Source organism: Chromobacterium paludis (genome assembly GCF_008275125.1).
Taxonomy (GTDB): Bacteria; Pseudomonadota; Gammaproteobacteria; order Burkholderiales; family Chromobacteriaceae; genus Chromobacterium; species Chromobacterium paludis.
The window spans coordinates 2066800-2087206 of sequence record NZ_CP043473.1; the positions used below are offsets into that span (position 1 = coordinate 2066800).

Annotated in this window: 21 protein-coding genes; 9 read left to right on the forward strand and 12 right to left on the reverse strand. The window is 65.3% G+C overall.

Annotated elements, in window-relative coordinates; translation table 11 throughout:
• The first annotated feature begins 21 nt into the window (after positions 1-21).
• Genes FYK34_RS09495 through arsB form a run of 3 tightly spaced genes read left to right on the forward strand, consistent with a single transcriptional unit; the run spans position 22 to position 1859 of the window.
• Complete coding sequence (locus FYK34_RS09495; RefSeq protein ID WP_149296145.1) at positions 22-372, forward strand: ArsR/SmtB family transcription factor; 351 nt, start codon at positions 22-24, stop codon at positions 370-372.
• A complete protein-coding gene (locus FYK34_RS09500; protein WP_149296146.1) occupies positions 369-782 on the forward strand; it encodes an arsenate reductase ArsC in 414 nt (137 codons plus the stop codon). Before FYK34_RS09495 ends, FYK34_RS09500 begins: the two co-directional genes overlap by 4 nt.
• Before the next feature lie 9 nt (positions 783-791).
• Positions 792-1859: an ACR3 family arsenite efflux transporter gene (gene arsB / locus FYK34_RS09505; protein ID WP_196782673.1), complete on the forward strand. Its 1068-nt coding sequence runs from the start codon at positions 792-794 to the stop codon at positions 1857-1859.
• Between the two features lie 152 nt (positions 1860-2011).
• On the opposite strand, the gene FYK34_RS09510 is transcribed toward arsB, so the two are convergent.
• Positions 2012-2965: a chemotaxis protein gene (locus tag FYK34_RS09510; RefSeq protein WP_149296147.1), complete on the reverse strand. Its 954-nt coding sequence runs from the start codon at positions 2963-2965 to the stop codon at positions 2012-2014.
• Positions 2966-3096: 131 nt separating this feature from the next.
• Here FYK34_RS09510 and FYK34_RS09515 point away from each other — a divergent pair, with 131 nt between their 5' ends.
• Positions 3097-3876, forward strand: a complete 780-nt coding sequence (locus FYK34_RS09515) for an FCD domain-containing protein (RefSeq protein ID WP_149296148.1) — start codon at positions 3097-3099, stop codon at positions 3874-3876.
• Between the two features lie 96 nt (positions 3877-3972).
• Here the strand turns inward: FYK34_RS09515 and rfaD are convergent, their stop codons facing one another.
• The 10 genes from rfaD to cmk form a co-directional block, all read right to left on the reverse strand.
• Positions 3973-4974, reverse strand: coding sequence for an ADP-glyceromanno-heptose 6-epimerase (rfaD, locus tag FYK34_RS09520; RefSeq protein ID WP_149296149.1), 1002 nt, complete (start codon positions 4972-4974; stop codon positions 3973-3975).
• A gap of 46 nt (positions 4975-5020) precedes the next feature.
• Positions 5021-5611 carry a DUF924 family protein gene (locus FYK34_RS09525; protein ID WP_149296150.1) on the reverse strand — a complete coding sequence of 197 codons (591 nt, stop codon included), beginning with the start codon at positions 5609-5611 and terminating at the stop codon, positions 5021-5023.
• 42 nt (positions 5612-5653) lie between these two features.
• Positions 5654-6616, reverse strand: coding sequence for a D-glycero-beta-D-manno-heptose-7-phosphate kinase (gene rfaE1, locus FYK34_RS09530; protein ID WP_149296151.1), 963 nt, complete (start codon positions 6614-6616; stop codon positions 5654-5656).
• 10 nt (positions 6617-6626) lie between these two features.
• Positions 6627-7946 carry a UDP-glucose dehydrogenase family protein gene (locus FYK34_RS09535; RefSeq protein WP_149296152.1) on the reverse strand — a complete coding sequence of 440 codons (1320 nt, stop codon included), beginning with the start codon at positions 7944-7946 and terminating at the stop codon, positions 6627-6629.
• Positions 7943-8686, reverse strand: a complete 744-nt coding sequence (pyrF, locus tag FYK34_RS09540) for an orotidine-5'-phosphate decarboxylase (protein WP_149296153.1) — start codon at positions 8684-8686, stop codon at positions 7943-7945. Before pyrF ends, FYK34_RS09535 begins: the two co-directional genes overlap by 4 nt.
• A 64-nt stretch (positions 8687-8750) precedes the next feature.
• Entirely contained in the window at positions 8751-9908 is a 1158-nt protein-coding gene (lapB, locus tag FYK34_RS09545) for a lipopolysaccharide assembly protein LapB (RefSeq protein WP_174774512.1), read from the reverse strand.
• A gap of 56 nt (positions 9909-9964) precedes the next feature.
• Positions 9965-10258, reverse strand: a complete 294-nt coding sequence (locus FYK34_RS09550) for a LapA family protein (protein WP_149296155.1) — start codon at positions 10256-10258, stop codon at positions 9965-9967.
• A 130-nt stretch (positions 10259-10388) separates the two neighbouring features.
• Positions 10389-10703: an integration host factor subunit beta gene (locus FYK34_RS09555; protein ID WP_043576179.1), complete on the reverse strand. Its 315-nt coding sequence runs from the start codon at positions 10701-10703 to the stop codon at positions 10389-10391.
• A 7-nt stretch (positions 10704-10710) separates the two neighbouring features.
• Positions 10711-12402, reverse strand: coding sequence for a 30S ribosomal protein S1 (rpsA, locus tag FYK34_RS09560; RefSeq protein WP_149296156.1), 1692 nt, complete (start codon positions 12400-12402; stop codon positions 10711-10713).
• A 94-nt stretch (positions 12403-12496) separates the two neighbouring features.
• On the reverse strand, positions 12497-13165 hold the full coding sequence (gene cmk / locus FYK34_RS09565) for a (d)CMP kinase (protein ID WP_149296157.1): 669 nt from the start codon (positions 13163-13165) through the stop codon (positions 12497-12499).
• A 186-nt stretch (positions 13166-13351) separates the two neighbouring features.
• Here cmk and aroA point away from each other — a divergent pair, with 186 nt between their 5' ends.
• The 3 genes from aroA to FYK34_RS09580 all read left to right on the forward strand — a co-directional run bounded on the left by aroA (position 13352) and on the right by FYK34_RS09580 (position 15765).
• On the forward strand, positions 13352-14641 hold the full coding sequence (aroA, locus tag FYK34_RS09570) for a 3-phosphoshikimate 1-carboxyvinyltransferase (protein WP_149296158.1): 1290 nt from the start codon (positions 13352-13354) through the stop codon (positions 14639-14641).
• Between the two features lie 60 nt (positions 14642-14701).
• On the forward strand, positions 14702-15121 hold the full coding sequence (locus FYK34_RS09575) for a pyrophosphohydrolase domain-containing protein (protein ID WP_149296159.1): 420 nt from the start codon (positions 14702-14704) through the stop codon (positions 15119-15121).
• 98 nt (positions 15122-15219) lie between these two features.
• Positions 15220-15765 carry a cytochrome b gene (locus tag FYK34_RS09580; protein ID WP_149296160.1) on the forward strand — a complete coding sequence of 182 codons (546 nt, stop codon included), beginning with the start codon at positions 15220-15222 and terminating at the stop codon, positions 15763-15765.
• Here the strand turns inward: FYK34_RS09580 and FYK34_RS09585 are convergent.
• Positions 15737-16753, reverse strand: a complete 1017-nt coding sequence (locus FYK34_RS09585; RefSeq protein ID WP_149296161.1) for a LacI family DNA-binding transcriptional regulator — start codon at positions 16751-16753, stop codon at positions 15737-15739. The two genes, FYK34_RS09580 and FYK34_RS09585, sit on opposite strands and share 29 nt — an antisense overlap.
• A 192-nt stretch (positions 16754-16945) precedes the next feature.
• Here FYK34_RS09585 and ptsP point away from each other — a divergent pair, with 192 nt between their 5' ends.
• Complete coding sequence (ptsP, locus tag FYK34_RS09590; RefSeq protein WP_149296162.1) at positions 16946-19447, forward strand: phosphoenolpyruvate--protein phosphotransferase; 2502 nt, start codon at positions 16946-16948, stop codon at positions 19445-19447.
• Positions 19444-20400 carry a 1-phosphofructokinase gene (gene pfkB / locus FYK34_RS09595; protein WP_149296163.1) on the forward strand — a complete coding sequence of 319 codons (957 nt, stop codon included), beginning with the start codon at positions 19444-19446 and terminating at the stop codon, positions 20398-20400. Before ptsP ends, pfkB begins: the two co-directional genes overlap by 4 nt.
• Positions 20401-20407 lie beyond the last annotated feature (7 nt).

Below are 20407 nucleotides of genomic sequence, written 5' to 3' on the forward strand. Positions count from 1 at the left end.
TATTTCCATAATAATGGAAATATGGAAACATTAACCGCCGCCGAACGCCTGGCCGCCCTGGGGCATGAGTCCAGGCTGTCCATCTACCGCCTGCTGGTCGAAGCCGGCCCGGATGGGCTGATCGCCAGCGCCATCGCCGAGACGCTGGGCCTGCCCGCCGCCACGCTGTCCTTCCACCTGTCGCACCTAAGCCGGGTGGGTCTGGTCAAGGGCGAGCGCGAGAGCCGCTTCATCCGCTATTCAGCCGAATACGGCGCGATGGACGCGCTGATAGCCTTTCTGACCCGCAACTGCTGCCAAGGCGAGCCCTGCCTGCCGCAAACCGCCTGCTGCGAACCTCAGCCATCCGATAACGGAGACAAACACTCATGAGCCAACTGAAAACCGTGCTGGTGCTGTGCACCGGCAATTCCTGCCGCTCCCAGATGGGCGAGGCCATCCTCAATCACGAACTGGCCGGCCTGGCCCGCGCCCTCTCCGCCGGCACCGCGCCGCAGCCCAAGGTGGCCGATGGCGCGATTGAGGCCTTGCGGCTGATCGGCTTGCCCACCGACGGTTTGCATCCCAAGGATGTGGAAGCCGTGATGAACGAGGATATCGATCTGGTGGTCAGCGTCTGCGACAACGCCAGGGAAAGCTGCCCGGTGTTTCCCCGCCCGGTCAAGCGCATCCACGTCGGTTTTCATGATCCGCACGGCGAGCCGCTGGACAGCTTCATCCGCGTGCGCGACGACATCCGCGAGCGGCTGGTTCCCGCCGTGCGCGCGGCCCTGGATATTTGAGGAGAACGCATGAGCACGCAGCACAACACGGCAGTCCCGTCCGTCGCGCGCGGTCCCGCCATGGGCTTGTTCGAACGCTATCTGACGGTATGGGTGCTATTGTGCATCGCGGCCGGCATCGCCATCGGCCAGCTGGCGCCCAGTCTGTCCCATGCGATGGGCCGGCTGGAAATCGCCCGCGTCAACCTGCCGGTGGGCCTGCTGATCTGGGTGATGATCATCCCCATGCTGGTGAAGGTGGATTTCGGCGCGCTGCACGAGGTGAAACAACATGTGCGCGGCATCGCCGTCACCCTGTTCGTCAACTGGCTGGTCAAGCCATTCTCCATGGCGCTGCTGGGCTGGCTGTTCATCCGCCAGCTGTTCGCGCCCTGGCTGCCGGCGGAGCAGCTGGACAGCTATATCGCCGGCCTGATCCTGCTGGCCGCCGCGCCCTGCACCGCCATGGTCTTCGTCTGGAGCCGGCTCACTAACGGCGACCCGCTGTTCACGCTGTCGCAAGTGGCGCTGAACGACGCCATCATGCTGTTCGCCTTCGCCCCCTTGGTCGGCCTGCTGCTGGGCATCTCCGCCATCGTCGTGCCCTGGGACACGCTGCTGGCTTCGGTCCTGCTCTACATCCTGATCCCGGTGATCCTGGCTCAGCTCTGGCGCAAGATGCTGCTCGCCAAAGGCCAGACCGCCTTCGACGCCGCCATGGCCAAGATCGGACCGTGGTCCATGGCCGCGCTATTGGCGACCTTGGTGCTGCTATTCGCCTTCCAGGGCGAGGCCATCCTGCGCCAGCCGCTGGTGATCGCGCTGTTGGCCGTGCCCATCCTGATCCAGGTGTTCTTCAACTCCGCCCTGGCTTACTGGCTGAACAAGAAGGCTGGGGAGAAACATAGCGTGGCCTGCCCGTCGGCGCTGATAGGCGCGTCCAATTTCTTCGAGCTGGCCGTCGCCGCCGCCATCAGCCTGTTCGGCTTCCACTCCGGCGCGGCGCTCGCCACCGTGGTGGGCGTGCTGATAGAGGTGCCGGCCATGCTGCTGGTGGTCAAGGCGGTGAACGCCAGCAAGCGCTGGTATGAGTCGTAAATAAGGCTGCTCACGCCAGCCCAAGCCAGCGAGCCGCCCTGACCCGCCGGCAAAATGCCTGATCCAGCGCTTCGCTTCCATGCCGAACGCTCTGCGCCATCCGGGGCGGCGCCCTCCTGCTCGGGCTTGCCAAGGAGGCTGGGCTAGCGGCGTTAAGCCACCTTCTCCGGCGGCAGCATGGCCCTGAGTTTGCTGGCCAGCTTCTGCGGCTCATCCTTGGACACATAGGCATCCACCCCTACCGACTCGCCCAGTTTCTTGTTGGCCATACCGGACAAGGACGAGTGCATCAGCACCGGGATGCCGGCGAAGCGCGGATCGTCCTTGATCATCTTGGTCAGCATGTATCCATCCATTTCCGGCATTTCCACATCGGTCAGGATCAGGTGCAACACCTCGCTCAGCGGGTAGCCGGCGGCATCGGCCTGCTGCGCCATTTTTTGCAGATCCTCCCAGCCGCGCATGCCGTTGATGGCCGAAGTATGGCGGATGTGCATCGCCTCCAGCGTGCGCTCGATCTGCTTGCGCGCCACCGCGCTGTCATCGGCGAAGAAGATGTGGCACTCCGTCTTCACCGGCTCAATGGCGATATAGCTCTGCGCATCATCCACCACGCAGGTTTCGGCCAGCACCTTCTCCACGTCCAGCATCATCACCAGCGTGCCGTTTTCCAGCTCGGTCACCGCAGTGACCAGGCCGGCCATGCGGTTGGTGATCATGTCCGGTGGCACCCGCATCGACGACCAGTCCAGCCGCAGTATGGTATCCACCGCCTCCACCAGGAAGCCCTGGGTGTGGCCGTTGTACTCCGTGATGATCATGATTTCCGGCCGGCGCGGCGTCACCACGCCGGTGTATTTGGCCAGATCCACCACCGGCACCAAGGCGCCTCGCAGGCTGACCATGCCTTCCACCGAGGCCGGCATTTCGGGCGCCGATGTGATTTCCGGCGTGCGCATCACCTCGCGCACCTTGAACACATTGATGCCGAACACCTCCTTGCGACCGGTACGCTGGTCATCCCCCAGCGAGAACAGCAGAATTTCCAGCTTGTTGGTGCCCGCCAGCTTGGTCCGGGCATCAACTTTCTTCAATAGGTCGGACATGGTGGCACTCTCCGGCGAAAAAGCATGAGGTCTTTATAGCAAATATCAAAAATCAGACTGTGCCCCCACCATGACAGAAAATAGCCGCCTCTGCTATGCTGGATGGCCTGGTCTGACCAATATCCCTCCCCATGAGCTACCCCAAAGTCTCCCTGCCCAAGCTGTCCGACGTGATCGTGCGGCAACTGGAAAAACGCATACTCGACGGCGTGCTCAAGCCAGGCGACCGCCTGCCGCCGGAGCGGCAATTGGCCGAGGAGTTCGGCGTGTCCCGCCCCTCGCTGCGCGAGGCCATCCAACAGCTGGCCTCGCGCGGCCTGCTGTCCAGCCGCCAGGGCGGCGGCACCTGGGTGACCGACAGGCTGGAGACGGCGTTTTCCGATCCTTGGGAAAAACTGCTGGGACAGCATGAGGAACTGCACGGCGACGTGCTGGAGTTTCGCCGCGTGCTGGAAGGCACGGTGGCGCGCTGTGCCGCCAGCCGCGCCACGCCGGCCGATCTGGAACGGCTGCAGCGCTGCGTGGACCGGCTGCAAAAAGCCTATCGCGGCGGCGATCTGGCGGAGCAGGCGCAGGCCGATGTGGAATTTCACCAGGCGGTGGCCGAAGCCTCGCACAACGTCTTGTTCGCCCATTTGTCCGGCAGCCTGCTGGCCATGCTGCAGCGCCATGTCAAAGACAATATCGCCAATCTGTTCGCCGTCGGCGAGGTGGCCGAGGCGCTGCGCGAGCAGCACTTGGCGATCTGGCAGGCGATACGCGACCGCCAGCCCGACTCCGCGCAGCGGGCGGCGGAACGCCATCTGGATTTCGTCGCCGACACCTTGCAAAACCAGCAAATCCTGGCCGAGCGAGACGCGCGCGCCCGCGCGCGCCTGGCGCATGAAAACGCCGGCCCAGCAGCCGACTGACGCCAGGCGACACACGCCCCTGCCTGGCCGACCCATCCATGCAAAAGCCGCGCCCTCTTGCGATAGCGCGGCTTTTGAGCGCGGGGGCGGAAACGATCAGCCCTGGCGATCCATCAACCAGTCCACATAGCGGTCCACGCCTTCGCTGACCGACAGCATGGGTTCCTGGTAACCGGCCGCGCGCAGCTTGGCGATGTCGGCCTGGGTAAAGCTCTGGTATTTGCCCTTCAGCGCATCCGGGAAGGGGATGTACTCAACGATGCCCTGGGCGACCATCTCGGCCAGCGTCAGCGCCGGCTTGCCCTCGTGGCGGCGGCAGGCGTTGACCGTGGCCTCGGCCACATCGTTGAAGGGCTGGGAGCGGCCACTGCCCAGGTTGAAGATGCCGCTCTTCTCCGGGTGGTCCAGGAAATGCAGATTGACCTTGACCACATCCTCCACCGACACGAAGTCCCGGCTCTGCATGCCGTCTCCCCAGCCGTCCCAGCCGCCAAACAGCTTGACCTTGCCGTGCTCGCGGTACTGGTTGAAATGGTGGAAGGCGACAGAAGCCATGCGCCCCTTATGCTGCTCGCGCGGGCCGTAGACATTGAAATAGCGGAAACCGACCGCCTGCGCGGAAAGGCCTTCCTTCATGCGCTGGCGCAGCACCTGGTCGAACAGGAACTTGGAGTAGCCGTAGACGTTCAACGGTCCCTCGTATTCGCGCTGCTCCTTGAATTCCGTGCCCTTGCCGTAGGTGGCGGCACTGGAGGCGAACAGGAACTGGATTTCCTCATGCTGACAGTAGTCGAACAGCGCCAGCGTGTACTGATAGTTGTTGTCCATCATGTACTTGCCGTCGTGGTTCATCGTATCCGAGCACGCGCCCTGATGCAGGATGGCGCTCAGCTCGCCTTCGTACTCGCCGTCCAGCAACAGGTGCAGGAACTCATGCTTGTCGAGATAGTGGCTGATCTCGCAATCGACCAGGTTATGGAACTTGTCGCCGTTGGACAGATTATCCACGGCGATGATGTCGGTGATGCCCCGCTGGTTCAGGCCTTTGACCAGGTTGGAGCCGATGAAACCGGCGGCGCCGGTGACGACGATAGTCATGTATTGATCCTTAGTTCGACAACGGGCCTCCGGGCCCGGATGAAATTCAGAAGCCGGCGCCCGGCTGGGCCAGATAGGCCTGTTCGGCCGGCGTGCTCGGCCGGCCCAGGGCGGCGTTGCGATGCGGAAAGCGGCCAAACTCGACGATCACGTCGCGATGGCGTCGGGCATAGTCCAGATAGCCGCTGCCTGGCAGCTCCGCGTCCAACGCCTCGAACAACTGCACGGACCGCTGCTGATCGGCCAGCTCCTCGCTATGCTCGAACGGCAGATAAACGAATACCCGCGCCACCGGAGGCAACTGGCGATCCAGCCCTCTCTCCAGCGCCAAGTGGGCGCCCGCGCAAGCCTTGGCGTCGCTGGCAAAGGCCTTGGCCTCGCCGCGGAACAGGTTGCGCGGAAACTGGTCGGCCACGATCAGCCAAGCCAGCGCGGCCTTGGCGTCGCCTTCGTCCATTTCCAGCTCGCCAGCCTGCAAACGCAAGCAGACGTCGCCAAAATGGCGGCGGATGGCGGCATCAAAGGCCTCGTCCCGGACAAACCAGGCGCCGCGCGCCGTGCCCAGACTGGCCTCGTCCACGCCGCCGAACCAGAAGGTCAACACCGCGTCGACCTGTTCCTTCGTCAACTTCGTCATGCCCCCTCCTCGCCTTGTCAAATCCGCTTGCCCGCCCGCGCCTTACAGCGCCAGCAGTTCCTGTTGCGTGCACACGGCGGTGCCCAGCTTGCCCACCACCACGCCGGCCGCGGCATTGGCCAGGCTCATCGCCATGGGCAGGCTCAGGCCGGCGGCCAGCGCCAGGCCCAGCGTGCCGATCACCGTGTCTCCGGCGCCGGACACGTCGTAGACTTCGCGCGCCAGCGTGGGCTGATGCAGCGCGCCCTCGGCGCGGAACAGCGTCATGCCCTCCTCGCTGCGCGTCACCAGCAGGGCATCCAGCTTCAGTTCATCGCGCAGGGCCTGGGCCTTGGCGGTCAGGCTGGCTTCGTCCTTCCAGCTGCCCGCCACCTGACGGAACTCGCTGCGGTTAGGCGTCAGCAGCGTGGCGCCGGCGTACTTGCTGTAATCATCCCCTTTGGGGTCGATCAGCACCGGCTTGCCTGCCGCCTGCGCCAGCCGGATCATCTCCGCCACGTGGGTCAGGCCGCCCTTGCCGTAGTCGGACAGGATCACCACGTCGTTGTCGGCGACGATGTCGGCAAACTCTTGCAGCTTGTCCGCCAGGATTTCATGGCTGGGCGCGTCTTCGAAATCCAGCCGGATCAGTTGCTGCTGCCTCGCCACCACGCGCAGTTTCACCGTGGTGGCGATCTTGGCGTCTCGCTTCAGCGAAGTGGCGATGCCGTCCCGCACCAGCAGCGCTTCCAGCGCGTTTGCCGCCTCGTCGTCGCCCACGACGGACAGAATGCTGGCCTGGCCGCCCAGGCCGGCGATATTGCGCGCGACATTGGCCGCGCCGCCCGCGCGCTCTTCGCTGCGCGCGATCCTGGCCACCGGCACCGGCGCTTCCGGCGAAATCCGGGACACGTCGCCGAACCAGTAACGGTCCAGCATCACATCGCCCACCACCAGCACGCGGGCGCCCGCCAGCCGCTTGGCCAGCTCAGGAGCGTTCAGCCCCAGGTCTTGCATTACACCCATGATTGTTCTTTCAGCGGCCTATGGCTTGGTAGTCGAAGCCTTGTTCGCGCAGCCAGGCCGGGTCGTACATATTGCGGCCGTCAAAAATCAACGGCTGTTTCAGGCTCCGCTTGACCGCCTCGAAATCCGGCGCGCGGAACATTTTCCATTCGGTGACGATGAGCAAGGCGTCCGCGCCGCTCAGCGCGCCCATCATGTCATCGACGAAGCGCATGCCCGGCACGCCGGCCATCACGCGCTGCGCTTCGTGCGCGGCCACCGGATCGAAGGCGGTTATGGTCGCGCCGCGACGGGTCAGTTCCTGCGCGATCACGCGGCTGGGCGCTTCGCGCATATCGTCGGTGTTCGGCTTGAATGCCAGGCCCCACATGGCGAGGCGCCGGCCGGACAGGTCTTCGCCGAAACGGGCGACCACCTTCTCGACCAGGCGCAGCTTTTGCGCGTCGTTGGCTTCCTCCACCGCGGTCAGCACGCGCAGCGTGTGGCCGTTTTCCTTGGCCGTCTGCACCAGCGCCTTGACATCCTTGGGGAAGCAGGAGCCGCCATAGCCCACGCCCGGATACAGGAAGTGATAGCCGATGCGTGGATCGGAGCCCATGCCCAGCCGCACCTGTTCGATGTCGGCGCCCATGGTCTCGGCCAGATTGGCCAGTTCGTTCATGAAGGAGATACGCGTGGCCAGCATAGCGTTGGCCGCGTATTTAGTCAGCTCGGCCGAGCGCACGTCCATCAGCAGCACGCGCTCGTGGTTGCGCTGAAAGGGCTTGTACAGGCGGCGCATGATCTCCGCGCCGCGCTCGTCGTCCACGCCGATCACCACGCGGTCGGGACGCATGAAATCGTCGATGGCCGCGCCTTCCTTCAGGAACTCGGGATTGGACACCACGCTGAACGGGATGTCTACGCCGCGCGCCGCCAGCTCCTCGGCGATGACGGCGCGCACCTTGTCCGCGGTGCCCACCGGCACGGTGGACTTGTCCACCACCACGCGGTAGTCCGTCATGTGGCGGGCGATATTGCGCGCCGCGGCCAGCACGTATTGCAGATCGGCGGAGCCATCCTCATCCGGGGGGGTGCCCACGGCGATGAACTGCACTTCGCCGAAAGCGACCGACTCGGCCACGTCGGTGGTGAAATGCAGGCGGCCGGCAGCCACGTTGCGCTTCACCATGTCTTCCAGGCCCGGTTCGAAAATGGGAATGCCGCCGCTTTGCAGAATCTCGATCTTGCGCGGATCCACATCCAGGCAGCAGACGTGGTAGCCGGTCTCGGCCAGGCAGGTGCCGGTCACCAGGCCCACATAGCCGGAACCAATAACAGTGATTTTCATGATTGTTGGGTCCGGAAGTGCGCGATGTCTTGGTTGATGGCGCGCAGCGTCGCCAGCGGGTCGGCGCTGCCGGTGATGGAGCGGCCGATCACCAGGTAGTCGGCGCCGGCCGCCAGCGCGGCAAGCGGCGTCATCACGCGGCGCTGGTCGTCGTTGCTGCCTTCGGCCAGGCGGATACCCGGCGTCACCAGCTTGAAGTCCTGGCCCAGGGCCTGCTTCAGCATCACGGCCTCTTGCGCCGAGCACACCACGCCGTCCAGGCCGCAATCGCGCGTCAGCGTCGCCAGCCGCAGCACATGTTCTTCCGGCGACGCGGCGATGCCGACCTCGGCCAGGTCAGACGCCTCCATGCTGGTCAACACCGTCACCGCGATCAACAACGGACGCTGGCTGTAGCCGGCCAGCGCCGCGCGCGCGGCCTCCATCATGCGGCGGCCGCCGGAGGCATGCACATTGACCATCCACACGCCAGCATCGGCCGCCGCCTTGCAGGCATGAGCCACCGTGTTCGGGATATCGTGGAACTTCATGTCCAGAAACACTTGAAAACCGCGCGCGGCCAACGATTCGACCAGATGGCGGCCGCTGGAAGTGAATAACTCCTTGCCCACTTTCAAGCGGCATTCCGCCGGATCCAGCCGGCTGGCGAATGCCAAGGCCTTGGCGGCCTCGTCAAAATCCAGCGCCACCACTACCGGGGAGATTTCGCGCGCGTCCGCGCTTGCGATCAGAGGGTTCATCGATGCTCCATTATTCTGATTCCCGCGCGCCGGCCCCTCCGGCCGCGCGATTTTTTTATCGTGCTCAGGTCTCCGAGCGGTTGGGCGTGAAGCTCTCCCACTCTCCGCAGGCCGGGCAATGCCAGAAGAAGGCGCGCGAACGGAAGTTGCAGCACTTGCAGCGATGCACGCTCAGACGTTGGGAGTGCTTGAGGATCAGCGCGCGCGCCACCTCGGCATCCATCCGCCCCTCCGGCGACAACTCGTCCATCTGCGCCTCTATCATCCGGTACACGCCGGCCAGGCTGGGGCGCGCATGCACCGCCTCGCGCACGCCTTCCAGCGCCTTGGCCTCGCCCTCGTAAGTGGCGATTTTCTGGTACAGCAAATCCGTCAGTTCCAGCTGCGGGAAGGTGCGCTGATAACCGCGCAACAGCGCGATGCCCTCCAAGGGGCGGCCTTGCTTCTCATACGCGTCGAACAGACGTTCGGCCGCCATGGACAGATATTCGTAGCTCTGCTTTTCTATGCCCTGCCAGGCTTCAATCGCCAGCGCGGCATTGCCCTCGGCGAACTCGATGTCGCCCAGGATCAAGCTGGCCCGCACGCATTTGCGGTTCGCCGCCAGCGCCTCGGCGACATGGCGTCGGGCCTCGGCGTAATTCGATTTGTACAATTCGCCCTGCGCCAGTTCGCAATAGAACTGCGCTACCTCATGCTGGAAAGAATGGGCGTCGCTGCGCAGCTCCTTGGCGGTTTCAATCGCCTTGCCCCAGTCCCGGTCCTGCTGGTAAATGTCCAACAGCTGGCGGCGCGCCGCCAACGCCATATTGCCATCCAGCAGCTTCACCAAGATCTCTTCCGCACGATCCACCAGACCCGCCTTGCGGAAATCCTGCGCCAATTCATTGCGCACCAGGTCGCGCTGTTCGCCGGGCAGATCGGAAGAATCCAGCATCTGCTGGTGCAGGCGGATGGCGCGGTCGTTTTCGCCGCGCTTGCGATACAGTTTGCCCAGAATATGCTGCAGCTCGAGGGCGGCGCCTTGCTGACGGGCCACTTCGGCCAGCGCCTGCGCCGCCACATCGGTCTTGTCCTCAACCAGCGCATCGAGGCCGCGAAAATAGGATATGGGTACAGACTTGGCCTGCTTCAGCACGGTGCGCATGTCGACACGGGCCGCAAACCAGCCGAGTCCGAAGAAGGCCGGAAACAGCAGCAGCCACCACAAATCAAGTTCCAACAGCAATCCTTTCGGGATAATGGGCGCGGGCCGAGGACTCAGCCCACCGGGGAAGGTCAATCAGCCAGCGCGTCGCTGGGATCGCTGACCGTCTTGCGGACAGGCGGGCGGCTGCGCAGCTCTTTTTTCAGCTGCGACAGCTCGCGGCGGGTCTTCAAATAGAAGCTGAAGGTAGCCAGCAGGCCCACCAGCGCGCCGGCGACGAAGAACAGCAACAGGAACACAATGAGCGGAGCCGACCAGGATTGGCCAAAGAACAGCTTGAATTCGACTGCATGGCTGTTTTGCACGGTAACGGCGACCAACAGCAATAACAGCGCCAGTTCCACGATACGCAACAAATATCGCATGATTTCGCCCGATGAGTTTGCCGGAATGCGATTTTAAACGATAGCAGCGCGCAACCCAAGCCCAGGCGGCAAAACAAAAAAAGCGCCGCAATCAAAGCGGCGCTTTTCAGCATCAACCGGAGGAAAGGCATCAAGCCTGGGTCTGCTCCAAGAGGGATAGATCCACACGCTCGCGCAATTCCTTGCCGGCCTTGAAATGAGGCACGTATTTCTCAGGAACCGAGACGCTGGTGCCCGACTTGGGGTTGCGGCCGACACGCGGCGGACGGTAGTTCAGATCGAAGCTACCGAAGCCGCGGATCTCGATCCGGCTTCCCTGAGCCAGGTTGTTGGCCATCGCGTCCAAAATGGTCTTGACGGCCAACTCAGCATCTTTGTAGACCAACTGAGAATTGCGCTCGGCGAGTCTCTCGGACAGCCTGGCGATCAGCTCAGATTTGGTCATCACGCTATTACTCGTTGGAGCCGGACAGTTTAGCCTTCAGCAGGGCACCCAGATTGGTGGTGCCGGCGGAAGCGCTATCAACAGCCAGGTTCTTCAGAGCGGCGCTGTCGTCCTGAGCGTCCTTAGCCTTGATGGACAGGCTGATGTTGCGGGACTTGCGGTCCACGGCAACGATCACGGCCTCAACTGCATCGCCATCCTTCAGGACGGAGCGAGCGTCTTCCACGCGGTCGCGGGACAGTTCGGAAGCGCGCAGGTAGCCTTCAACGTCGGCGTCCAGAGCGATAACCGCGCCCTTGGCGTCAACAGACTTGACGGTACCCTTGACCAGAGCGCCCTTGTCGTTCATGGCAACGAAGTTGTTGAACGGATCGCCTTCCAGCTGCTTGATGCCCAGGGAGATGCGTTCTTTTTCCACGTCGATGGACAGAACAACGGCTTCCACCTCGTCGCCCTTCTTGAACTTGCGCACGGCTTCTTCGCCAGCTTCGTTCCAGGACAGGTCGGACAGGTGAACCAGGCCGTCGATGCCGCCCGGCAGACCCACGAACACGCCGAAGTCGGTGATGGACTTGATCGCGCCCTTCAGCTTGTCGCCCTTGTGGAAGTTGTCGGCAAACTCGTTCCACGGGTTGGCCAGGCACTGCTTCATGCCCAGGGAGATGCGACGACGGTCTTCGTCGATTTCCAGGATCATGACTTCCACTTCGTCGCCAACTTGAACCACCTTGGACGGGTGAACGTTCTTGTTGGTCCAGTCCATTTCGGACACGTGCACCAGGCCTTCGATGCCTTGTTCGATTTCCACGAACGCGCCGTAGTCGGTCAGGTTGGTCACCTTGCCGAACAGACGGGTGCCGGACGGGTAGCGGCGGGACAGGCCCACCCACGGATCTTCGCCCAGTTGCTTCAGGCCCAGGGATACGCGGTTCTTCTCTTGGTCGAACTTCAGTACCTTGGCTTCCACTTCGTCGCCCACGGCCAGAACTTCGGACGGGTGCTTCACGCGGCGCCATGCCAGGTCGGTGATGTGCAGCAGGCCATCGATGCCGCCCAGGTCAACGAACGCACCGTAGTCGGTGATGTTCTTGACGATACCCTTGATGACTGCGCCCTCTTTCAGGGTTTCCAGCAGAGCCTTGCGCTCTTCGCCCAGGGTTTCTTCCAGCACGGAGCGACGGGAAACCACGACGTTGTTGCGCTTGCGATCCAGCTTGATAACCTTGAACTCGATCTGCTTGTTTTCGTACGGGGTGGTGTCTTTCACCGGACGCACGTCGACCAGGGAACCCGGCAGGAAGGCGCGGATGCCGTTGACCATGACAGTCAGGCCGCCCTTCACCTTGCCGCTGATCATGCCGGACAGGATGGTGCCGGCTTCCAGCGCTTCTTCCAGCTCAACCCAAGCGGCCATGCGCTTGGCTTTTTCGCGGGACAGCTTGGTTTCGCCGAAGCCGTTTTCCAGCGCGTCGATGGCGACGGTAACGAAATCGCCGATGGCGACTTCGACCACGCCTTGGTCATTCTTGAACTCTTCAGCCGGAATCAGCGATTCGGACTTCAGGCCGGCGTTCACGGTCACAAAGTTGGAATCAACTGCCACGACTTCAGCAGTGATCACTTCGCCCACGCGCATATCGTGCAGGGTGAGGCTTTCCTCGAACAGTTGAGCAAAGTTTTCCATGGAGAGGGTAGTCATCAAGCGTACTCTCGGTTGCAGGCCTTGCGGCTTGCGGGGTTAGGGTTGAACACTCGGCCGTTCTTGCGATGCAGCAAAAACGGCCGTTAAAAAATCAATGGCCGGAAACCTGTCTTTCCTCGAACCACATGAGGACCTTGTCGACCGCCTGGTCTATGGTCAGCTCCGTGGTATCGAGCAAAAAGGCGTCCGGCTCCTGGCGCAGCGGCGCTACCGGCCGGGCGGCATCGCGCGCGTCCCGATCGATAATGTCCTGCATAATTCGGGGGAGATTAGCAGATTCCCCTTTGCCGATCAACTGCTTATGGCGACGGGAGGCCCTTTCCTCGGCGCTGGCGGTCAGAAACACCTTCAGCGTGGCGTCCGGAAACACCACCGAACCCATGTCGCGGCCATCGGTCACCAGGCCCGGCAACGCGCGAAAATCCCGCTGACGCTGCAATAGCGCGGCGCGCACCGCCGGCAGCGCGCCGACCTTGGACGCGCCGATGCCGATTTCCTCGGCGCGGATATCCGCGCTGGCATCGTTGCCTTCCAGCCACACCGCGCCGTCGGAAAACTCCACCGGCAGGCCCGCGGCGGCCTCGGCCAGCGCCGGCTCATCGTCCCAAGCAATGCCGCGACGGCGCGCATGCAGCGCCAGCAGCCGGTACAGCGAGCCGGAATCGAGGTAATGGTAGGCTAGGCGCGCGGCCACCAGGGCCGCCACCGTGCCCTTGCCGGAGGCCGAGGGGCCGTCGATGGTAATCACCGGAACTGTCATGGCAATCTGAATCCTGTCTGCAATCTTCTTAGCCTCCGGCGCCACGCCAGGCCGCCGGTCAAACCGCGCATTGTAACTCAAGTGATGGCGCGCGGCGCGGCGGACTGCCGCGCAGGCAATTGCACGCGGCGCCGTGTGGCGGGTACAGTGTCCCCTCACTCCCTTCCACAGCGCACGATTCGACACATGGAACAACTTCACCTCGCCCCACGCGGCCGGCTGTCCGGCTCAATCAAGCTCCCCGGCTCCAAGAGCATTTCCAACCGCACCCTGCTGCTGGCCGCGCTGTCCGGCGGCAGCACCCTGGTGCGCGATTTGCTGGATTCCGACGACATCCGCCACATGCTGGCCGCGCTGAAGCTGCTGGGCGTGAAAATAGAACAACAAGGCGATGGCCGCGACTTCCGCGTGCACGGCTGCGGCGGCGAATTCCCGGTCAAGAACGCCGACTTGTTCCTCGGCAACGCCGGCACCGCCTTCCGCCCGCTGACCGCGGCCCTGGCGCTGATGAGCGGCCATTACCAGCTGTCCGGCGTGCCGCGCATGCACGAGCGCCCCATCGGCGACCTGGTCGACGCGCTGAACGCCGCCGGCGCCCGCATCGAATACCTGGGCCAGCCGGGCTTTCCGCCGCTGGCCATCTCCCCGGCCGAGATACGCTGCGCCGCCCCCATCCAGGTAAAGGGCAATGTCTCCAGCCAATTCCTGACCGCCTTGCTGATGGCGCTGCCGCTGACCGGCGAAACCTCGGAGATAGAAGTCGTGGGCGAACTCATCTCCAAGCCCTACATCGAAATCACCCTGAACCTGATGGCGCGCTTCGGCGTGCGCGTGGAGCGCGAAGGCTGGCAGCGTTTCGTCATTCCGGGCGGCCAGCACTACATCTCGCCGGGCGAGGTCTATGTCGAGGGCGACGCCTCCAGCGCGTCCTACTTCCTGGCGGCCGGCGCGCTGGCCGGCGGTCCGGTGCGCGTGGAAGGCGTGGGCGAGGCCAGCATTCAGGGCGACGTGCGCTTCGCCGAGGCGCTGGAGTTGATGGGCGCGACCGTTCGCCGCGGCGACAATTGGATAGAAGCGCGCATGGAAGGCAAGCTCAAAGCCATAGATCTGGATTGCAACCACATCCCGGACGCGGCGATGACGCTGGCCGTGGCCGCGCTGGCCGCCGACGGCGCCACCACGCTGCGCAATATCGCCAGCTGGCGCGTGAAGGAAACCGACCGCCTGTCGGCGATGGCCGCCGAGCTGCGCAAAGTGGGCGCGATCGTGGAGGAAGGACCGGACTACATCCGCGTCACCCCCCCGTCGGCGCTGACGCCCAACGCCGAAATCGACACCTACGACGACCACCGCATGGCCATGTGCTTCTCGCTGGTTTCGCTGCTGGGCGCACCGGTCACCATCAACGACCCCAAATGCGTGGCCAAGACCTTCCCCGACTATTTCGAGGCCCTGGCCGCGCTGCAGGCGCAATAGCCACAACATATTGATTCATCATCGCCAAGGCTTCACAATATATGGAAAAGGAGCCTAGCCATGAGCAATCTATTCCAGATGCGCCGCGATTTCATGCGGCGCTTCGACCTTCCCTCCCCCTCCCGCCCCGAATTCCAGCCCGAACAACTGGCGATGTGGCAAACCATGCTGGACGAAGAGCTGGACGAACTGCGTCAGGCGCTGGCAGATTACCGCGAACTGCCGGCGCAATCTCCCGAGCAACAGCTGCAAAGCCGCGCCGAACTGACCGCCGAGGCGGTGGACGTGCTCAATGTGGTATGCGGCCTCTTGCTCTCGCAAGGCCTGCCGCTAGAAGCGATGTGCGAGGCGATACACGACGCCAATCTGCGCAAATGCGTGGGCGGCAAGGTGCTGCGGCGCGCAGACGGCAAAATCTTGAAGCCGGAAGGCTGGCAGCCAGCGGACAAACTGGGCGTGATCCGGCTGGCCCAGGACTAAACGCCAAGGCCACAGGGCAAGCAACTTGTCCAGCATTAAGACCGGCTTAAGTTAGACGCGCTAAGCTTGGCTTATCGTCAACCCAGACAGGAGCCGACATGCTGCGCAATTCCCAACTAAGCTACGGCCGCGTCGCCCGCGGTTTGCACTGGCTGTGCGCGCTGGCCGTGATCGCCGCGCTGGCCATTATCGAACTCAAGGGCTTTTTCCCCAAGGGCAGCGCCGCGCGCGGCGCGCTGAGCTACGCCCACATCCAGGCCGGGCTGATCGTGCTGCTGCTGGTCCTTCCCCGGCTGGCTTGGCGCCTGGGCAATCCGCCGCCAGCCATCACGCCGGCGCCCAGCCCGCTGATGAAACAGCTGTCCCATGCCGGCCACTGGGCGCTGTACGCGCTGATGCTGGCGCTGCCTGTGCTCGGCATCGCCTTCATCCAGGCCAATGGCCGCGAAGTGGCCTTCTTTGGCCTGGCCTTGCCCGCCCTGCTGCCAACCGATCCCGCCCTGGGCAGACCGTTGAAAGAAATTCACGAGCTGCTGGGCAACGCTCTGCTGTGGCTGAGCATCCTGCACGCAGCGGCGGCCGTCTGGCACCACGCCATCGTCAAGGACAACACCGTCACCCGCCTGATCGGCCCGCTGCGTTGATTGAGCCTCTGGGCAGGCTGGAGCCGCGCGCCACCAGCCTGCCGGCCAGCACCACCTTGCGCGGCGGACGCTCCGGCTGCCGCAGCCGCTCCAATAGCATTTCCATCGCCTCGCGGCCGATGTCGTCCACTGGCTGCTCGATCACCGTCACGCCTGGCTCGGTCAGCTCGGTCCAGCTGTCGTTGTCGAAACCGGCCAGCGCCAGCCGCTCGGGCACGGCGAAGCCGGCCGCGCGCACCGCCTTGGCCGCGCCCAGCAGCAGCAAGCCATTGCTGGCGATCAGCGCCTCCGGCGCGTCCGCCTCTGCCAACCAGGCTGCCACCGACGTTTGCGCCGCCGCCGCGCTGGGCGCGACGAAACGCGCCGGCGCCGGCAAGCCGGCGCGCTGCATCGCCTCGACAAAACCGGCGTGCCGCTCCGCGCCGGTGCTGCTGGTATTGCCGAACAAGCCGCCTATGCGCCGATAGCCGGCAGCCAGCAAATGCTCCACCAGCTGCGCCGCCGCCCGCCTATTGTCCAGCAGCACTGCGTCGCAGCTGGCCGCCGCGCCGGCGCGGTCAATCAGCACCACTGGAAAACCCAGCGCAGCCGCGTCCAGGCTGTCCGCCGTGGCGCGCGTAGCGGCGAAGATCACCCCGCTCACGCGCTCCTCCTGCATCAGCCGCAGATACATCGCCTCCTTGTCCGGGTTTTCATCGGTATTGCACAGAATCACCCGCATGCCGGCGCGATAGGCCACATCCTCCACCGCGCGGCTCACCGCGGTGAAGAAGGGGTTGCGGATATCCGACACGATCAGCCCTATGGTTTGCGTGTGCTGCGAGCGCAGCCGCCGCGCCGACAAATTGGGCCGATAGCCGCTCTGGGCGATGGCCGCCTCCACCTTGGCGCGCAGCGCCGGGCTGACCGGGCCGTCGCCCAAGGCGCGCGACACAGTGGCCACCGACACGCCCGCCAAGCGGGCCACATCCTTGATGCTGGTAGTCATGGATTAAGAAAACGTTTTCATAGATAACGGCGATGCTGCACCACTATGCAGCCGCTGGCAAGGCCATGCTGCAATGGCGATTAAGTCATAGCCGCCTCTATTTTCGATTTAGGTCAAACACTCTGGATTGACACCAGCAATGTAATCGTTTTCAATTCCAGTCATATCGAGTCCAAGAATGAGGTCCGCATCGTGTCCGACGCCCTGCTCAACCCGCAATTGATACGCCTGGGCTGCCGCCCCGCCAGCAAGGAAGCGGCCATTCTCGAAGCCGGCAGGATGCTGGCCGACGCCGGCTGCATCGCGCCCGCCTACATAGACAGCCTGCTGCGCCGCGAGGCGGTGGCCAACACCTATCTGGGCAACGGCATCGCCATCCCGCACGGCATGGTGGAGGACCGCGCCCTGGTGCTGCGCACCGGCATCGCCATTCTGCAAATCCCGGAAGGGCTGGAGTGGAATCCCGGCCAGCGCACCCATCTGCTGTGCGCCATCGCCGCCCGCTCCGACGACCACCTGTCCATGCTGCGCCAGTTAACCCGGCTGCTGCAGGACGAGGCCAGACTGCTGCCGCTGTTCGTCACCCGCGATAGCGCCGACCTGATCGCCGCGCTACGCCAGCCGGAGGAAGACCTGCCGCCGGACGCGGAAGCGCATGACCTGGACGTGAGCGAAGAATGGCGGCTGGACTACCCCAACGGCCTGCACGCCCGCCCCGCCGCGCTATGGGTGGACGCGGCGCGGCGCAGCCCTGCCCAGTTGCAGGTTCGCCACGGCAACCAGACCGCCGACGCCAAGAACCTGATCGCGCTGCTGCAGCTGGGCCTGCGCCAGGGCGATTTGGTCACCGTCTCCGGCCGCGGCCATCAGGCTGAAGCCGGCGTGCGCCAGCTCGTCAAGGCCATGCGCGAGGCCAGCCTGGCGGAGCAGACCGCCGCCGCCATCGCCGCCCAGCGCGCCGCGGCGCAACGGCCGCGCGCCGGCTGGCAACCGGCGGGCGCGCTGATTTCGCTGCCCGGCATCGCCGCCAGCCCCGGCCTCGCCATCGGCGCCGCGCGCGTGCTCGCCAGCCAGCGGCTGCAGGTGCCGGACCGCCCCATCAGCCTGGCTGAAGGCGGCGACCGCCTGCATGAGGCGCTGGCCGCCACCCGTCGCCAGCTGTCACAACTGGCCGACGCCACCCAGGCCACGCTGGGCGCGGCCGAGGCCGGCATTTTCCACGCCCAGGCGGAGCTCTTGAACGATACCGATCTGATTACCCTGAGCTGCCAGCTGATGGTGGCCGGCCATGGCGTGGAGTGGGCCTGGCACCAGGCGGTGGAGCGGCTGGCCGAGAAAATCTCCGCGCTGGGCAACCCGCTGCTGGCCGCCCGCGCCGCCGACCTGCGCGACGTGGGCCGCCGCGTGCTGTTCCAGCTGGATCCGGCGCTGCAGGGACACGCCCCGGCCGACTTCGGCCCGGACACCATCCTGCTGGCCTCGGACCTCGCGCCATCCGACACCGCCAGTCTGGACCTGTCCCGCGTCAAGGGTCTGGCCACCGCCCACGGCGGCCCCACCGCCCACACCGCCATCCTGGCTCGCACTCTTGGCCTGCCCGCCGTGGTCGCCGCAGGGCCGGCACTCTTGGACGTGGCCGACGGCAGCCCGGCCATCCTGGACGGCGACGCCGGCCGGCTGTATCTGAACCCCAGCGAAGCCGACCTCGCCTCCGCCCGCGCCTGGCAACAGGCGCAGCGCGACGAGCGCGAGCGGCAGCAGGCGGAGCGGCAGCAGCCGGGCCAGACCGCCGACGGCGCGCGCATCGAAATCGCCGCCAACATCAATCGTCCGGACCAGGCCGCCGCCGCGCTGGAAGCCGGCGCCGAGGGCGTGGGCCTGATGCGCACCGAATTCCTGTTCCTGGAGCGCGACGCCGCGCCGGACGAGGAAGAACAGCTGAAAACCTATCTGGCGATGCAGCAGGCGCTGCAAGGCCGGCCGCTGATCGTGCGCGCGCTGGACATCGGCGGCGACAAGCAGGTGCCCTACCTGAACCTGCCGCAGGAGGACAACCCCTTCCTGGGCATGCGCGGCGCGCGCCTGCTGCTGGCGCGCCGCGAACTGCTGGAACCGCAGCTGCGCGCCCTTTATCGAACCGCCAAGGCCGGCAAGCCGCTGTCCATCATGTTTCCCATGATCAGCTCGCTGAAGGAAATCACCCGGCTCAAGGGCATTTGCGAGAGCGTGCGCCAGGAGATGGGCGCGCCTGCCGTGCCCATCGGCATCATGGTGGAGGTGCCGGCCGCCGCGCTGCTGGCCGACCAGCTGGCCCCCTATGTCGACTTCTTCTCCATCGGCACCAATGACCTGACCCAGTACGCGCTGGCCATGGACCGCCAGCACCCGGAACTGGCCGCCGAGGCCGACAGCCTGCACCCGGCCGTACTGCGGCTGATCCATCAGACCGTGCAAGGCGCGGCGGCGCACCAGCGCTGGGTGGGCGTATGCGGCGGCATCGCCGGCGACCCGCAAGGTGCGGCCGTGCTGGCCGGCCTGGGCGTCAACGAATTGTCCATGAGCCCGCACGACATCGCCGCGGTCAAGGCCATGCTGCGCCGCCACCCGCTGGCCAAGCTGCAAAGCCTGGCCATGCAAGCCCTGGCCTGCGACAGCGCCGACGAAGTGCGGCAGCTGCTGGAGGGCCTGACATGAGCGGCGCCATCCACACCGTCACCGCCAATCCGGCATTGGACCAGACCGTCACCCTGGACGCGCTGATCCCCGGCAGCGTCAACCTGGCGCGCGCCGCCACGGTCAACGCCGGCGGCAAGGGCGTCAACGTGGCCAGCTGCCTGGCCGACTGGGGCCTGCGCGCCAGCGCCCACGGCCTGCTGGGCCGCGACAACGCCGCGCCGTTCGAACAACTATTCGCCGCCAAGCGCATAGGCGACCGCATGCTGCGCGTGGCTGGCGGAACGCGCACCAATATCAAGCTGGCAGATCTCCAGCGCGGCGACACCACCGACGTCAACCTGCCCGGCCCCGCGGTCGGCGAGGCCGAGCTGGCGGCGCTTGCCGCCGGACTGGCCGACGCCGGCTCGGGCGACCTGGCGGTGTTGGCCGGCAGCCTGCCGCCCGGCTTGCCGATAGATGCTTGGGCCAGGCTGTGCGCGCAACTGAAACGGCAAGGCGTCTGGGTGCTGCTGGACAGCAGCGGCCCGGCCCTGGCCGCCGCGCTGGCCAATCCGCCCGAGGCGCTGCCCGATTGCGTCAAGCCCAATCGGGAGGAGCTGGCGCAATGGGCCGGCCGCGAGCTGAACAGCCTGGACGACATCGTCCAATGCGCGCGCGGACTGCTGCGGCTGGGCATAGGCCGCGTCGTGGCATCCCTGGGCGAGCAAGGCGCCTTGCTGGTGGACGGCGACGCGGCGCTGCTGGCCAGCCTGCCGCCGCAACGGCCGCTCAGCACCGTGGGCGCCGGCGACGCGCTGGTGGCGGGGCTAGCCGCCGCCCGCAGCCAAGAACTGGACGCGCCCGCCAGCCTGCGGCTGGCGGTCGCCTTCGCCGCCGCCAAGCTGCAGCGCATCGGCCCGCACCTGCCGCCGCCGCCGCAAATCCGCGAACTGGCCGCCGCCGTCAGCCTGCAAACCCTGGCCGCCCACTGATACGCGC

Excerpts from the sequence above, each read along its gene's own strand:
- FYK34_RS09495 (WP_149296145.1), top strand. The coding sequence starts at position 22 with ATGGAAACATTAACCGCCGCCGAACGCCTGGCCGCCCTGGGGCATGAG.
- FYK34_RS09500 (WP_149296146.1), top strand. The coding sequence starts at position 369 with ATGAGCCAACTGAAAACCGTGCTGGTGCTGTGCACCGGCAATTCCTGC.
- arsB (WP_196782673.1), top strand. The coding sequence starts at position 792 with ATGAGCACGCAGCACAACACGGCAGTCCCGTCCGTCGCGCGCGGTCCC.
- FYK34_RS09510 (WP_149296147.1), bottom strand. The coding sequence starts at position 2,965 with ATGTCCGACCTATTGAAGAAAGTTGATGCCCGGACCAAGCTGGCGGGC.
- FYK34_RS09515 (WP_149296148.1), top strand. The coding sequence starts at position 3,097 with ATGAGCTACCCCAAAGTCTCCCTGCCCAAGCTGTCCGACGTGATCGTG.
- rfaD (WP_149296149.1), bottom strand. The coding sequence starts at position 4,974 with ATGACTATCGTCGTCACCGGCGCCGCCGGTTTCATCGGCTCCAACCTG.
- FYK34_RS09525 (WP_149296150.1), bottom strand. The coding sequence starts at position 5,611 with ATGACGAAGTTGACGAAGGAACAGGTCGACGCGGTGTTGACCTTCTGG.
- rfaE1 (WP_149296151.1), bottom strand. The coding sequence starts at position 6,616 with ATGGGTGTAATGCAAGACCTGGGGCTGAACGCTCCTGAGCTGGCCAAG.
- FYK34_RS09535 (WP_149296152.1), bottom strand. The coding sequence starts at position 7,946 with ATGAAAATCACTGTTATTGGTTCCGGCTATGTGGGCCTGGTGACCGGC.
- pyrF (WP_149296153.1), bottom strand. The coding sequence starts at position 8,686 with ATGAACCCTCTGATCGCAAGCGCGGACGCGCGCGAAATCTCCCCGGTA.
- FYK34_RS09550 (WP_149296155.1), bottom strand. The coding sequence starts at position 10,258 with ATGCGATATTTGTTGCGTATCGTGGAACTGGCGCTGTTATTGCTGTTG.
- FYK34_RS09555 (WP_043576179.1), bottom strand. The coding sequence starts at position 10,703 with ATGACCAAATCTGAGCTGATCGCCAGGCTGTCCGAGAGACTCGCCGAG.
- rpsA (WP_149296156.1), bottom strand. The coding sequence starts at position 12,402 with ATGACTACCCTCTCCATGGAAAACTTTGCTCAACTGTTCGAGGAAAGC.
- cmk (WP_149296157.1), bottom strand. The coding sequence starts at position 13,165 with ATGACAGTTCCGGTGATTACCATCGACGGCCCCTCGGCCTCCGGCAAG.
- aroA (WP_149296158.1), top strand. The coding sequence starts at position 13,352 with ATGGAACAACTTCACCTCGCCCCACGCGGCCGGCTGTCCGGCTCAATC.
- FYK34_RS09575 (WP_149296159.1), top strand. The coding sequence starts at position 14,702 with ATGAGCAATCTATTCCAGATGCGCCGCGATTTCATGCGGCGCTTCGAC.
- FYK34_RS09580 (WP_149296160.1), top strand. The coding sequence starts at position 15,220 with ATGCTGCGCAATTCCCAACTAAGCTACGGCCGCGTCGCCCGCGGTTTG.
- FYK34_RS09585 (WP_149296161.1), bottom strand. The coding sequence starts at position 16,753 with ATGACTACCAGCATCAAGGATGTGGCCCGCTTGGCGGGCGTGTCGGTG.
- pfkB (WP_149296163.1), top strand. The coding sequence starts at position 19,444 with ATGAGCGGCGCCATCCACACCGTCACCGCCAATCCGGCATTGGACCAG.